Annotated in this window: 13 protein-coding genes; 7 read left to right on the top strand and 6 right to left on the bottom strand. The window is 41.9% G+C overall.

Annotated elements, in window-relative coordinates:
- The first annotated feature begins 237 nt into the window (after window positions 1–237).
- Entirely contained in the window at window positions 238–1632 is a 1395-nt protein-coding gene (locus ACQY73_RS07070; protein ID WP_428663390.1) for a serine hydrolase domain-containing protein, read from the top strand.
- A gap of 640 nt (window positions 1633–2272) precedes the next feature.
- Here the strand turns inward: ACQY73_RS07070 and ACQY73_RS07065 are convergent.
- From ACQY73_RS07065 to ACQY73_RS07055, 3 genes are all read right to left on the bottom strand, one after another.
- Window positions 2273–3010 (bottom strand): SDR family oxidoreductase, encoded by a 738-nt coding sequence (locus ACQY73_RS07065; protein WP_428663387.1) that lies wholly within the window; start codon window positions 3008–3010, stop codon window positions 2273–2275.
- A gap of 78 nt (window positions 3011–3088) precedes the next feature.
- The gene (locus ACQY73_RS07060) at window positions 3089–3655 is read right to left on the bottom strand and encodes a Crp/Fnr family transcriptional regulator (RefSeq protein WP_428663384.1); all 567 of its coding nucleotides are present in this window, start codon (window positions 3653–3655) and stop codon (window positions 3089–3091) included.
- Between the two features lie 835 nt (window positions 3656–4490).
- Complete coding sequence (locus tag ACQY73_RS07055) at window positions 4491–4631, bottom strand: PH domain-containing protein (RefSeq protein ID WP_428663382.1); 141 nt, start codon at window positions 4629–4631, stop codon at window positions 4491–4493.
- A 304-nt stretch (window positions 4632–4935) separates the two neighbouring features.
- Here ACQY73_RS07055 and ACQY73_RS07050 point away from each other — a divergent pair, with 304 nt between their 5' ends.
- From ACQY73_RS07050 to ACQY73_RS07040, 3 genes are all read left to right on the top strand, one after another.
- Entirely contained in the window at window positions 4936–5511 is a 576-nt protein-coding gene (locus ACQY73_RS07050) for a Crp/Fnr family transcriptional regulator (RefSeq protein WP_428663378.1), read from the top strand.
- A gap of 102 nt (window positions 5512–5613) precedes the next feature.
- Window positions 5614–6576 (top strand): quinone oxidoreductase family protein, encoded by a 963-nt coding sequence (locus ACQY73_RS07045; protein ID WP_428663375.1) that lies wholly within the window; start codon window positions 5614–5616, stop codon window positions 6574–6576.
- Window positions 6577–6651: 75 nt separating this feature from the next.
- Complete coding sequence (locus tag ACQY73_RS07040; RefSeq protein WP_428663372.1) at window positions 6652–7995, top strand: ferredoxin reductase family protein; 1344 nt, start codon at window positions 6652–6654, stop codon at window positions 7993–7995.
- 116 nt (window positions 7996–8111) lie between these two features.
- On the opposite strand, the gene ACQY73_RS07035 is transcribed toward ACQY73_RS07040, so the two are convergent.
- Together ACQY73_RS07035 and ACQY73_RS07030 are read right to left on the bottom strand one after the other, a co-directional pair.
- Window positions 8112–8738 (bottom strand): DUF2306 domain-containing protein, encoded by a 627-nt coding sequence (locus ACQY73_RS07035; RefSeq protein ID WP_428663369.1) that lies wholly within the window; start codon window positions 8736–8738, stop codon window positions 8112–8114.
- A 371-nt stretch (window positions 8739–9109) separates the two neighbouring features.
- Window positions 9110–9484 carry a winged helix-turn-helix transcriptional regulator gene (locus ACQY73_RS07030; RefSeq protein ID WP_428663367.1) on the bottom strand — a complete coding sequence of 125 codons (375 nt, stop codon included), beginning with the start codon at window positions 9482–9484 and terminating at the stop codon, window positions 9110–9112.
- Window positions 9485–9590: 106 nt separating this feature from the next.
- Between ACQY73_RS07030 and ACQY73_RS07025 the strand changes: the two genes are divergently transcribed.
- From ACQY73_RS07025 to ACQY73_RS07015, 3 genes are all read left to right on the top strand, one after another.
- Entirely contained in the window at window positions 9591–10343 is a 753-nt protein-coding gene (locus tag ACQY73_RS07025; RefSeq protein ID WP_428663364.1) for an SDR family oxidoreductase, read from the top strand.
- A gap of 60 nt (window positions 10344–10403) precedes the next feature.
- Complete coding sequence (locus tag ACQY73_RS07020; protein ID WP_428663361.1) at window positions 10404–11030, top strand: NADPH-dependent F420 reductase; 627 nt, start codon at window positions 10404–10406, stop codon at window positions 11028–11030.
- A gap of 89 nt (window positions 11031–11119) precedes the next feature.
- The gene (locus ACQY73_RS07015) at window positions 11120–11878 is read left to right on the top strand and encodes an SDR family NAD(P)-dependent oxidoreductase (protein ID WP_428663359.1); all 759 of its coding nucleotides are present in this window, start codon (window positions 11120–11122) and stop codon (window positions 11876–11878) included.
- A 368-nt stretch (window positions 11879–12246) separates the two neighbouring features.
- Here the strand turns inward: ACQY73_RS07015 and ACQY73_RS07010 are convergent, their stop codons facing one another.
- Window positions 12247–13032 (bottom strand): LuxR C-terminal-related transcriptional regulator, encoded by a 786-nt coding sequence (locus ACQY73_RS07010; RefSeq protein WP_428663356.1) that lies wholly within the window; start codon window positions 13030–13032, stop codon window positions 12247–12249.
- Window positions 13033–13388: the final 356 nt, after the last annotated feature.

Raw genomic sequence — 13388 nt, 5'->3', positions numbered from 1 at the left:
TGGTTAAATCGGTACACTACATGGATTTTGTAAGAATGCAATACAAGTAATAAAGTGTTTTATATGTATCAATCAAAGTCGTGATCAGCACTATCCAACTGTCCGTTTTTAGCCATAACATTGTCCGTTTCAGGACATAGAAACAAATGAAAACCGATGTTGTTGCCCTATAGTGGCTTTTTGATCCAGCCGGCAAGATATTTGTCACATGGATAGCAACCCCTATCTATCCATTTTATGATTCGTCTTTTACTACTAACCGGTTCCACATTTCTTTTCGCCCTTTCGGCGTTAGCTCAAATCGAGCAGGTCAGGGACACCATTATCGCCCGTTTCAACCGAGATGATTTCAAGGGAATTTATCAATTGGCGGATACAGCCTTTACGAAAAATATTTCAGAAGCCAGATTAGTGGGTTACCTGAAAGCAAATCGAAATAGCGGCAACATCCTCAAAGTCGTTTCACAGGAAGAAATCAGAGGAGGCATTGCTTATCGGCTGGCCTCCGAAGTCAGAGACCTAATTCTTTTTTTAAAAGTCACCCCCCAAGGCAAATTCAGCAGTTTCGGATTTTCTAATGCTCCGACCCAATTGCTTGCCATGGCTCCCGAGGTGAAAACTACCAATCCTTTAAAGACTGCTTTGGATCACCGCATTGATAGTTTGGCTCGAGATTATTTTCGGAACCCGCAAGCGACCGGTCTCTCTATCGGATTCATAAAAGAGGGCAAGCACTACAGTTATCATTACGGAGAAATCAGGCGAGGCAGCGAAACAGTTCCAAGCTCATTAACAGGCTATGAAATTGCCTCCATTACCAAAACATTTACGGCTACCCTATTGGCACATGCTGTTTTGGAGGAAAAGGTTAGTCTCAATGACGATATTCGACGATTTTTACCGGGAGATTTTTCTAACCTGAGTTATGCCGGTCAACCTATTACCTTGCTGCATTTAGCTAATCACACCGCTCGGTTACCAACCTTACCTCCTGCTGTCGGAGAACAATCGGGGGCAAACCCGTTGAATCCGGAAGGCAATATGGACTCGTTGAGGTTTTACCAAGCACTCCGGGAGTTTAAGCCGGATACCTTGCCGGGTTATAAATTTGACTATTCCAATTGGGGAATGGCCTTGCTGGGGCATATCTTGGAAAACATCTATGATCAACCCTATTCCCGATTAATTGAAACCTATATTAGCCAACCTTTGGGGATGCATCATACATTCTACCATCTTGTCGATGAAGACAAATCACAGATGGCTCTGCCCTACAGCGAAAATGGTAATCAGATCATGTATCAACACGGCGGCATCTTTGGTCCTGCCGGTGATATTCATAGTAATTTGGCGGATATGACCCTCTATTTGCAGTCTCAAATTGAGGAGAAAGATACGGCCATTAAATTGACGCATCAATTCACTCGTAACAACACCGGCCTTGGTTGGGGAACCAGGGGCCAGGGAGTCAATCGAGACATTCAGCATAACGGGAGTTCATTAGGATTCAGGTCCCATATCTCCGCTTTCCCCGAATTGAAAGCCGGTTGTGTTCTATTGGCAAACAGCAAAGCAGATATGAGTAGATTAATTCTCGGCATGCAGGGTTTATTGAGCCGAAAATCTCCATAATATAGAAATCAGAATCCTGACAATTTTCGCTCAGTTCTCCGTCTCTCAAATCGGGCATTTCTCTGAGACTGGCAATACTGCCGGAAACTACTTGATTTGGTGGATAAAAACTGTTTCATATTGCCATCTCATTTATCAATGCGGCCGCCGAGCGGTATACTCCAAATTTAGTTCTTGATTTAGTGAGATAATTTCAAAGCTGAATAAGTGCTCAACAAACCGTCGTTTATTGAGCAGGTGAAGATTAGTGGGCCTTTGTAATAGATTTTTGACAACGCCGTAATTATATAGTAAATATTGGCGGACTGATAACTTACTCCATTCTGAGTAGACTATCTGCCATGAGCATAGATCTACGGAAATAAACCGGTGTTTAAATCAGTACACCTGTTATAAAGAGCCTTTTGAAACCCTGTTTAAAATATATTTTAGGCTGACAGGCCGCATTCAAAACGCTGTTATAGGTGTGGTTCTTTGACTTCCGTAGTCTGTTGCAGTTTGGCTATATGTCGGCTGAGAAAAAAAAGAGAGGAGGAGATTATGTCTTGGGAGGAAAGGACAAGCTCTTTTGCAAACTTTGGTCTGCGTGTTGGCTTTGAGCAGTTTGCAAATGTGCTTGACCCTGTGCAGTTGAAATTTGTTACCAGGGAATTTCCCCGGTTGTCGGGTTTGTTTCTTCACTGATAAATTTACCTGTCACCCCATCTTTATCTAACAAGGCATATTTGGCAATGCGTTTTCCTGCTTCTTCCACTTCGCCACCGTTGTATCCTGTAAAATCCGTTTTTGTATATCCCGGACAAACTGCATTTACTTTGAATGGGGTATCTCTGAGTTCGTAAGCTAAGTGAACAGTAAACATATTTAAAGCTGCTTTTGATGAACCATAAACTGCATATTTTGCAACGTTGTAACCCATCCAATTAGGGTCGCTTTGTAGTGTAAGTGAACCAACGCTTGTGCTTACGTTCACAATTCTTGGTTCAGGTGATTTGCGTAATAAATCAATAAATGCCTGTGTAACACTTGCTACGCCAAACACATTGGTATTAAATGCAGTTAAAAATTGCTCTGGGCTTGCTTCAAGTGCTGTATACGGTGCTCCGCCATTGATGCCGGCATTGTTAATCAAAACGTCTAAGGTATCTGTTTTTTTACCGATCTCAATTCGGGCATTTTTTACTGAATTCTTATCGGTTACATCAATCTCAATGATTTCAACATTCGTTAAGTTTTCGGCTTTTAATTTTTGAACGGCTTTTATGCCATTCTCCAAATTTCGGCTTCCGAGATAAATGTAAAAACCCTTTTGCAATAGTTGTTTGGCTGTTTCAAAGCCAATGCCTTTGTTGGCACCTGTGATAAATGCTGTCTTCATTTTTACTGTTTTTAAAATTACAGTGCAAAGATTTCACTATGAAGAACGAAGTCATTTACCATTTGGTAAAAAGCAAAATCATTTGATATTTTTTCTTATTCTGCTCAATGATTGTTGTGTAACGCCTAAGTATGAAGCAATATGTGAAAGAGTAACACGGTTAGTAAGTGTTGGGTAATTTTCTAAAAATTCCAAATAGCGTGTAGTGGCATCTTGAGAAATTACCGGGCTTTTTCGGGATTTTTGATAAAGGCACTTTTGAACCATTTTGTTTTTGATGTTATCCCATTCCACAATGGTATGCGAAAGTTCTTCCCAATCCTGTTTTGAAAATACAATAAGTTTACAATCTGTACCGGCTTGTAAATATTCGGCAGAAGCTGAGTTTGCTTCAAAGTTCACGTAATCAACTGCCAAATTATTCTCAGAAATAAAGCAACGTGTAATTTCTTCTCCTTTGTTGTTGTAGTAACAGCCACGAACAACACCTTCCACAACGAAACCGACTTGCCGGGGTATTTTCCCTGCTTCAGAAAAATACTCGTCCTTCCGAAGTCTTATTTCTTTGGCTTTGCCGGTAATAAGGTCAATTTGTTGCCTGTTCAAATTACCGAACTGCAAAATAAACTCTATCAATTCTTCCATGTTGCAAAGTTAGCAATTGGCTTCAGCTGTAATTTACCATTTGGTAAAAGTGTTGATTTTGAAGGTGAAAACCCCTTCGAAGCAAATCTTCGGGCTTAAGCTGATTGATTTTTTGGAATACTTGCTTTTGAAGGTAACACAGATTGTCGGAATCTGCCTAAAAAGACATATTTCTCTAAATTTCCTTTCTAAGGCCGGTGAGCTGCCCAACAAACGGTCGTTTGTTGGGCAGGGCTCTTCTAATAACCTTTCTTTATACATAAATAATCAAAATAGCAGATGCTCTCCTATTTGATTCAAATTGTGCTCATCAAACGGCCGTTTATTGAGCAGGCAAAGATTGCAGTGTCTTTGTAATAGATTTTTGACAAAGCCGTAATCATATAGAAAGTATTGGCAGGCCGATAATTTATTCCATACTTAGTAGACTATACGGCATGAGCAAAGGTGTACCAAAATAACCTAGGGGTTAAATCGGTACAGCCACACTTTACGCTTATCGAAACAAGGAACAATACAAGTAATAAAAGGTTTTATATGTGTCAATCAAAGTCGTGATTGACACACTATTCGGTATGAGCAAAGGTGTATCGAAATAACCTAATGCGTAAATCGGTACACCTCCCGCGAAAGCGGCCCGAAATGCTGTTTTATGGGTGGCATTATATTTATCTGCCCACAAATTATAAGAGCGAAGAAGATCATTCCTGATATTTTGTCCTGGTTACCCTAAGCCTTCCCTGTTTTTTAGTTGGACTTCAATGCCGGGGTTCACTTTTATCAACTCTTGGATAAACCCTTTTTTATCTTTTGGTGAAATCAGTACACTGTCAAATCAATTGTAGATCAGCTCGATTCGATCAAGCGAGAGTGCGGGTGAGCTTATGGGGTTACGAGTTTCAACGATTTTCTTAATTGAGTTGATCTCCAGGGATTTGCTGAAGAATAAACCGGACTTTATCTGTATGGGTATCAATCTTATAGTAGGTCTTTGCAAACAGGTGTATTATGAAGAAGGTAATGAGCGCAATTATAGCTACACCCGGTCAAATCTGTTTATAAAGCATAAGACCGCCTATCCCGGCTAATAGAATGGACAATTAGTCCAAGTCCTATTTTGAATTTATGTATCACCCTGAAATACCTTAAATTTGTCAAGCTATTTCAGGGTGATACATGCCGGAAAATTAAGTCGTTGTTGACAGGTTTAATGCAAATTATTGGTAATAAATTTTTCTCTTAATTGTATGTCAAAACAAAGCATTTTCAGCCTCCTGTCTGTGTTGGCAAAATTCAGAGCCAATTTTGCAATTTCCGATGACGACTGGGAAAAATATCTAGGTTTGTTCAAACGCATTGAGGTTCCGGCCAAGACTGTTTTGCTGCATGAAGGCGAAATATCCAGAAAGGCTTATCTTATTGAAAAAGGTGGTTTACGGGTATGTTTCAACAACAAGGGGGAAGACATGACTTTCCAGTTTTTTTTTGAATACAGCACTGTATCCTCTATTGAAAGTTTTAAAAATAACACCCCAAGTTTTTTTTCAATCGAAACAATTGAACCATGTACATTATGGTGGATTGATAAAACAGATGTAATAAAAATGTTAGAGCAAGTCAGCGAAATAGCGTCCATACGCAGTCAGATTATGGAAGCTATGTTTGCGCGTACCATTCATTACATGCAGCATTTTCTTTCTTTTATCCGCGATACCCCACAGGAGCGGTATTTAAATCTGTTAACCCAACATCCTTACATTATTCAGCGCGTTCCCCAACATTACATAGCTTCTTATCTGGGTGTAAGCCGCGTTCATCTGAGCCGGATCAAAGGCAAGTTAGCACGTACAAAATGATACATCCCGAATTTGGTAACAAATGTTATCGTTTGACGGCATGTCGGCCATATACCTTTGTTGTATCAAATTAAACAAAAAGGTAAGATGAAAGCAGCTGTGATGAATCCACCAGAGGGACTGATTAAATATACAGAATGGCCGGTTCCTGAAATTTCGGGTAACAATGAATTATTAATGCGCGTTAGAGTCGCGGCGTTAAAACACGTTGACCGAAGCAGAGCAAGCGGTAAACACTATTCCAGTGGAACGGTTAATGCCGCTCAACCCACGGTAATTGGAGGAGACGGGGTGGGATTATTGGCAGACGGCACCCGTGTGTATGCAATCGGCGTGAGCGGAATGGTTGCCGAGCAGGCTATTATAGATAAAGACCGGATGGTGATTTTGCCTGATAATCTGGATGATGCAACAGCTTCTGCACTGCCAAACGCGGTGATCGGCTCAGCTATGGCACTTAGATTTAAAGCCAAAATTCAATCCGGGGATACAGTACTTATTAACGGTGCAACCGGTGTTACCGGGCGCATTGCCGTTCAGATCGCCAAACATTACGGTGCAAAAAGAGTAATTGCCACGGGACGTAATCCGGATGCCCTGCAGGAACTACCGGATTTGGGGGCTGATGAAATTGTTTCGGTTCAGCAGGAAGATGAAGAATTTGTGGCTCAAATTCAGTCGCTTCATAGTCAGACACCGGTCGACATTATCATTGATTACTTGTGGGGCCATACTTCTGAACTTTTATTGATGGCTTTTAAAGGTAAAGGATCTTTCACCCACCACATACGATTTGTGTCAGTTGGCAGTCTGGCAGGTGACATTCTAAAGCTATCTGCGATGAGCTTACGAAGCGTTGATTTGCAGCTTACCGGATCCGGGTTAGGAAGTTGGAGCCGTCAGGATGTCGGAAAGTTATTTAGTGAAATTCTTCCTGAGATGTTTCAGCTGGCAGCTGACGGTAAACTCAAAATTGAAACAGTCAAAGTTCCGCTTGCTGAGATTGAGTCCGTATATGATACTGCCATTACTACCGGCAAACGTCTGGTAATTGAAACGATGTAATCAATGCGGCATTTTCGGTCATAAAAGTCTGTCAAATCATCTTTGCCACTAATTAAATCAAAAATTTTAAGGTCAATGGACTCTACAGCCAAGTGGACCACAGGAGCCCTTGTGGTCGCAGCGATAATTTACGGATTTTCCTCAGGACCAAAACACCTGATTGAAAATCTTAATGGATGGGAATTACGAGAGCAGTTTGTTTTTTTGACAGGGGTATCTTCCCTTTCGCTAATGGTGTTGTCCATGGTTATTTCTATACGTGTTCCATGGATAAACCACAAAATGCATGGCCTGGACAAGGCATATGTAGTACACAAGTGGACCGGGATTTTTTCAACTGTGCTAATTCTATTTCATTGGCTAGGTGAAAAAGTGCCTGAATGGCTTGTACAATCCGGAATTATACCTGACCCGGGCGAACTGACTGATGGAAGTGGATTTTCGGATCTGGAAATAAACCTTTTTCAAAGTGGTGTCGTCTTGGTAGAATGGACGTTTTATGTTCTGATTATTCTTGTAATTATAGCGTTAGTTAAAAAAATTCCATACCGGGTATTTCGTAAAACACACAAGGTGTTTCCTGTTGTTTTTCTTGTGGTTGCCTATCATGGTGCTACTGCACAACTGAAAGAACATTGGTTAGGAACATCTGCGGGCTATCTGCTCTTGTTACTTGTTTCGTTAGGTGTTGTATCTGCGATAATTTGTCTTTTCCAGAGCATTGGAAGAACGAGAAAATTTACTGCTACCATTAGTGATGTAAATCAAAATCTGCATAGCGTAGTTGATATACAACTATCTACCAAGAAATCTTTCTTGCACCAGCCCGGTCAGTATGCTTTTCTCCGTTTCGCGCACGACAAAGAACCTCACCCATTCTCTATCGCTTCTTCAGGAGATGATGTTTATTCCTTGCGATTTTTGGTAAAGCCACTGGGTGACTTTACCAAAAATCTGGGTAATCAAATATATATTGGGCAAGAAGTTGAAATCGAAGGTCCTTACGGAGAGTTCTTCCACTTGGCGACACAATCCGAGATGGCCGGCCGAAGAGAAATATGGATTGCCGGTGGCATAGGTATCACTCCATTCATAAGCCGTCTGGAAAAATTGGCCAATTCCGGCGCTACCCAACAACCAATCGACTTTTGGTATTCGACTCGCGGTGACTATAATATCTTATTTCCTGACAATTTGGAGCATTTATGCCAACAAGCCGGTGTAAACCTTCATCATCTGAATTCTGTTAAAAAGAAGCATCTTACAGCAGATATGGTTTTCGATTCCGTTGGCAGTTTTGAGAACGTGAGCATATGGTTTTGCGGACCGCCTGCCTTTGCCGAGTGCCTTTTAAAACGGCTGTCCGTATGCAATTTCGATAAGCGTTACTTTTATTATGATAACTTTAATATGCGGTAGCCGGTTGCGGAGAAAAACGCCCGTTTTGTAAGACGGTTGAAGCATTGGCAAATTACTTAATATTGTTAGGTAAAGTTATGATTGACACACTATTTGGTTTTTTAATCTATTTTGATTTAGGAAAATTTACGTTTGGGCTGCTTGGTTAACAGTAATTTTCCATTTAGGAATAATTCAGGAATGATAAGTGAAAAAACGAGTAGTATCCATAAAAAATGAATATAATGCTCATCACTCATTTGGCGAACAGCAGGTAAGCGGCTTAAAAAACGGGAAAGAACAAATGTAAATGTGACGCCATAACTTCTGGCCATCCAGACTTGGTGCACCCCAATTTGTCGGTTCACAGCAGCTAACCATGCGATTAGCGTCGTCAGTAGCCACACCACAGCTTGAGTCATACTCCGAACGTTTGCCGGCTCAGTAATTGGAGCATAAAGAAAACTCCAAACAAGAGCGAAGGAGCCTGCCAATACGATAGCCAATATATAAACCTTGCCCAATAATCGATGGAGTGGTAGATTTCGTTTCCGCAAACGGTCAGAAAACTGAGAAGGTCCTGTGAGCAGAGCAATGAAAGCAAATAGTATATGGGGAACCAATACCCACTTTGTTGCAAGCAGTCTATTGAGGGCAGGTGATGGAAGCGAATACAACAAAACTTTATAGTAGACTACAGTTAAGGTTATCAGACCCATCAGAATGAACAATATCCATTTGAAATAATTAGAGCGATTTTCCATAAGGGGATACAACAATTGGGCGAAGCCTTAATGCCCCATTAATGATTGCCCGTAAATTAGTTGACAAAGTTCTTAAAACAAAGTTGATTTTCGTAATTGACTATTAGTAAGTAAAGGCAAAAGAAGTTAGAAAGCAGTTAAAGGATATAGATTGAATGATTCTATTTTACATAAAATTCATTATTGAACAATTTTGCAGGGTGCTTTTACAGTCTGTTTTTCAGCTTCTTATCTCTAGTTTACAGTAAATTTATACGCCCGCAACGGCGGCCCAGCGTTTTGCGAGACAGACAATAATCAATATACTTAGCTAAATAAGGAAATGGGCGTTATAAAAGAACTACCAATGCGTCTGTTCCGGCCTTTTTAGGCTAGCAATCTTGGGGGAGTTTACTCCATTTGTAATCCGTCTCTTTGGAGAGTGTAGCTACTTCATATTTCAAATTCCATTCTTTTATGTGTTCTAAAATCGGCAAAAAAGCCAAGCCTTTTTCTGACAACTTATAGTCTACCCTGGGCGGTAGTTCCTTATAGGCCAATCGTTCCAATAAGCCATCTTCTTCCAATTCTTTTAACTGTTCGGCCAGTACTTTCCTTGAAATGTGGGGTACAATGGCATCTAACTGACCAAAACGAATGGTACGGGTACCAATGACATTAATAATGATCGGCTTCCATTTGTTACCAATGGTGCCAATAGCTCGCGTAAACGGGCAATTCGAATTACAAAATCGGTCGTCTCTCATAGTTAAAATTTGTAGTTACCCACTGGTAACCGGAATATATCATCAACAGTTCCAAAAATAAACTATTGATAGTTCCTTTGCGAAACAAATATAAAAGCAGTTAAAAATGAGTAAGCTAAAAAGCAAAGTTGCTGTGATTACGGGTGGTAATAGTGGCATTGGACTGGGCATTGCCCAAGAATTTAAAAATGAAGGGGCTGTAGGCGCTATTGTCGGCAGAAATCAGGCAACATTAACGAGTGCTGTGGCTCAGCTTGGCGATACGTTTATAGCCATAAATGCCGATGTAACCAGCCTTATTGACTTAGAAAGGGTGTTTAAAGAAACAGCTGAAAAATTTGGCAAAATAGACGTGATTGTCGCCAATGCGGGTGGTGGAACGATTGGAACGGTGGCAGATATTGGCGAAGCCGACTATGATAAGGCAATGGATCTGAATCTGAAGAGTGTCTACTTCACGGTTCAAAAAGCACTGCCCTATATGAATGATGGTGGCTCGATTATTTTGATCGGGTCAAATGCAGCCCATCGAGCCTATGCATCATTTTCGCTTTATGGTGCGGCCAAAGCGGCTGTAATCTATTTAGCAAAAGGATTTTCAAGCGACCTGTTAGCCAGAAAAATTAGAGCGAATGTCATTACACCCGGTACAACCGATACACCCGCATTTGAAAAGTTTGTTCCTGCAGAACAACTTGACGCAGTAAAAAAACACTATGCAGGTATCATGCCGATAGGTAGAATTGGGCAACCCGTTGATATTGGCAAAACAGCGGTTTTCCTGGCCTCGGATGATTCTTCGTTTATGCTGGGTGCTGAACTCCTGATTGATGGGGGTATGACCTACTTGGCTCAGTAATTGACCCCACGCCGGCGCGAGTTCAAATTCATGCCATTAACGAATTAAACTAAAGTCAACATGAATACATCAGAAAACAAAGAAGGAAGCTACGCAATAATTGGCTTCGGCAAGATCGGCCAGGCTCTGGCCAAGGCGTTTGCCCGCAACGGCATCGAAGTAGCCGTTGCCACAACGCGCGGCCCGGAACGCTTTGCCTCCGATGCAGCCGCGATTGGCCCCACGATCATTCCCACCACACTTATGGAAGCCGTTAAGGCAGACATCCTCTTTTTAGCGGTGCGTTTTGAAGCGCACCCGAATGTCGCCAAGGCGCTGCCCACCTGGCAGGGAAAGATCATTGTCGATGTAACCAATGCCTACGGCGTGTCCCCTGAACAGCTGGGAGGACAGCCTTCCGGCAGGGTCGTCGCGCAAGCTTTCACGGGTGGTAGGCTCGTTAAAGGCTTCAACCATTTGGGCGCTGCCATTCTTGGACAAGATCCGGCCGTACAGGGAGGCAAAAGAGTCGTGTTCCTGACCGGCGACGATGAGCGCGCCACAGCGGAAATTGCTGCGCTTGCGGATAAGCTTGGTTTCGCCCCCATCAACCTTGGCGGGCTATCGGAAGGCGGACTGCTGGTACAGGCGCGTGGAACCAGCTGGGGGCACCTCATCTTTAAAGACCTGGTCAAGTTCAACGGATAAGTCGAGATCACAACTTTTGATGCGATCAAGCTACAGATTGACCAAGTTGGTAAACTGAGTTTGCCGCTCAACCATTAAATCCAAACGTAATGAGTAAATTAATAAACAAAGTAGCCATCGTTACCGGTGCGTCAAAAGGAATAGGGGCATCGATTGCTAAACACTTCGCCGAAGCAGGCGCAAAAGTTGTGGTGAACTATGCTTCCAGCAAAGAAGCAGCAGACGACGTAGTGAAAGCCATCACTGAAGGCGGAGGTACAGCCATTGCCATACAGGCTGATGTATCACAAGAAGCCGATGTAATCCGGCTATTTGACGAAACCAAGAAGGCATTCGGCACCTTAGACATTTTGGTAAACAACGCGGTCGCTCAAGGATACGCACCCCTTGAACAGATTTCGACCGAAACTTTTCATCAGTCATTCAACACGAATGTTTTGGGCCCAATACTGACTATGCAGGCAGCGTTAAAACTGTTTGGCGATACCGGTGGCAATATCATCAATATCAGTTCGGGTGCCAGCAAAATGCCCCTTCCGGCAGCCTCGTTGTACTCGGCAAGCAAAGCGGCCGTGGATGCCTTAACAATTTCGTTGTCGAAAGAACTGGGGGCAAAAAACGTTCGGGTCAATTCGATTTTGCCGGGTGCTACGGAAACCGAAGGGGCCACCAGTGCCGGTATCACGACCGGTAGTGAAGCTGAAAAAATGTTTATTGCCAATACACCGCTTGGTCGCAGAGGTCAGCCCAAAGATATTGCGAAAGCTGCCGTATTTCTGGCTTCCGATGATGCCGCCTGGATTACGGGTGAGCAACTTTCTGTTTCGGGTGGTATGTACGGTTTTTAACTCCATTCACTCAAAAAAGAAATCCAAAGGGTCGGCACTATTGGTTGACGGTGTTTCTACCGACTGCGCAATAAACGAAGTCATCATCCCGATCCTTAGCTCAAAAAGCCACAGATATACAAAATATCCGTGGCTTTTTTGCTTTTCAGACCACACGTTTAACCGGCAAAAAAAACGGATAGCGGTTCATATGGGTGTATATCCCTAAAATAGCTTGACACTAATCGTGTAAAGTTATGAAAGTGAGCTACTTTATTGATTTAAAGAAAAAGTACAAAACAGGAGCCTTTCGATGGCATGTCATCGAACTGTATATCCCTGAAATAGTTTGACACAAACTGCATAAAGTTAGGAAAGGAATGTACAGGTTAGATCAACCGATAAATCTTAATAAAATTCAGCAACTCTGTCGTGTCCGTCAATTCCAGTTTTCGCAGCATATTCTGACGATGGGTATTGACCGTATTCACGCTGATGGCTAATCTCTCTGCTATCCGGTCACTCACCAATCCCTGTCCCAATAATTTAGCGATTTCCCGCTCTCTTTTTCCCAACATCGGCAATTGAGAACATGTTCCGGCTGCATGATCAATGACTCCCAACTGAGCTGTATCTCCCCCTGAGAGGTGAAAATGTTGTTTTCCTTCTCTTTTAAAATGGGTAATATCGGAGACAAAGGCCAAAAAATAAAGAATGTGACCCTCTTTGTCTGTTTTCAAAGCAATACTCTCCTGACAAACCCGAGTGATTTCTCCATCCTTTCCCTGCATTCGATAATCGTAGATCACTCTGAATTTTTTCAACTGTGGCGAGGTCAGGGCGGGAACATAAGCATTAATTTGTTTTGATATCTCACCTAAGCCGGCAGCATCTTCCGGTAAAAATTGAGCGGTATAGCCCTCGACTCCCACCTTATAAAAGTAATCAGCCGACCATCCACACACTTTTTCCACATCCCCCAGAATGATGGAGTACTGCATGGTTTTAATATCCAGTACCGCTAAGGCATTGCCCTGCATTAAAAGCGTTTCGTGCAATAGGGGATTGGTTTTAACCAGGTTTTCAACTACATCTTTCTCTTCGTTTAACCCACCTGAATTCCATATTTTTTTGAAATTATTAAAGTTAAAAGGGCATGAAATCAAAGTTGACATACAAAAGGGGGAATTAAAGGTAAAAAATACTGAAAATTCAGTATTGCAAAGGTAAGGTAATCGGGTAATATTTGTAGGTCATGCCTGAGCTTGATTAGCCTAATAACAATCAGGAAATATACCTGAAAGACCGGGGATATCATTCTGATTCAAACAGAATGTATTTTAAAGGTGTGAAATAAGGAGAGTAACTGAAAAAGGCCGGTAGTGGCTTTTCCTGTATTTTACCTTTTATAAGTGTTTTAGGCAGAAATTTTAAAATTATTTCCTAATGTAGTTATACGGATCATCTCATTGTTTTGACGGTCAGCTACGAATTACAAAATTAAGCTGCTATTGGCTTATTTTTTCGACAC

Source organism: Runella sp., from assembly GCF_965279615.1.
Lineage (GTDB): Bacteria > Bacteroidota > Bacteroidia > Cytophagales > Spirosomataceae > Runella.
This window is presented reverse-complemented; position numbering and strand designations above follow the sequence as displayed.

What these genes read in the sequence shown, in the direction of transcription:
- ACQY73_RS07060 (WP_428663384.1), bottom strand. Translation starts at nt 3,655, where the DNA reads ATGGAAGAATTGATAGAGTTTATTTTGCAGTTCGGTAATTTGAACAGG.
- ACQY73_RS07045 (WP_428663375.1), top strand. Translation starts at nt 5,614, where the DNA reads ATGAATCCACCAGAGGGACTGATTAAATATACAGAATGGCCGGTTCCT.
- ACQY73_RS07015 (WP_428663359.1), top strand. Translation starts at nt 11,120, where the DNA reads ATGAGTAAATTAATAAACAAAGTAGCCATCGTTACCGGTGCGTCAAAA.
- ACQY73_RS07035 (WP_428663369.1), bottom strand. Translation starts at nt 8,738, where the DNA reads ATGGAAAATCGCTCTAATTATTTCAAATGGATATTGTTCATTCTGATG.
- ACQY73_RS07065 (WP_428663387.1), bottom strand. Translation starts at nt 3,010, where the DNA reads ATGAAGACAGCATTTATCACAGGTGCCAACAAAGGCATTGGCTTTGAA.
- ACQY73_RS07030 (WP_428663367.1), bottom strand. Translation starts at nt 9,484, where the DNA reads ATGAGAGACGACCGATTTTGTAATTCGAATTGCCCGTTTACGCGAGCT.
- ACQY73_RS07070 (WP_428663390.1), top strand. Translation starts at nt 238, where the DNA reads ATGATTCGTCTTTTACTACTAACCGGTTCCACATTTCTTTTCGCCCTT.
- ACQY73_RS07010 (WP_428663356.1), bottom strand. Translation starts at nt 13,032, where the DNA reads ATGTCAACTTTGATTTCATGCCCTTTTAACTTTAATAATTTCAAAAAA.
- ACQY73_RS07040 (WP_428663372.1), top strand. Translation starts at nt 6,652, where the DNA reads ATGGACTCTACAGCCAAGTGGACCACAGGAGCCCTTGTGGTCGCAGCG.
- ACQY73_RS07020 (WP_428663361.1), top strand. Translation starts at nt 10,404, where the DNA reads ATGAATACATCAGAAAACAAAGAAGGAAGCTACGCAATAATTGGCTTC.
- ACQY73_RS07025 (WP_428663364.1), top strand. Translation starts at nt 9,591, where the DNA reads ATGAGTAAGCTAAAAAGCAAAGTTGCTGTGATTACGGGTGGTAATAGT.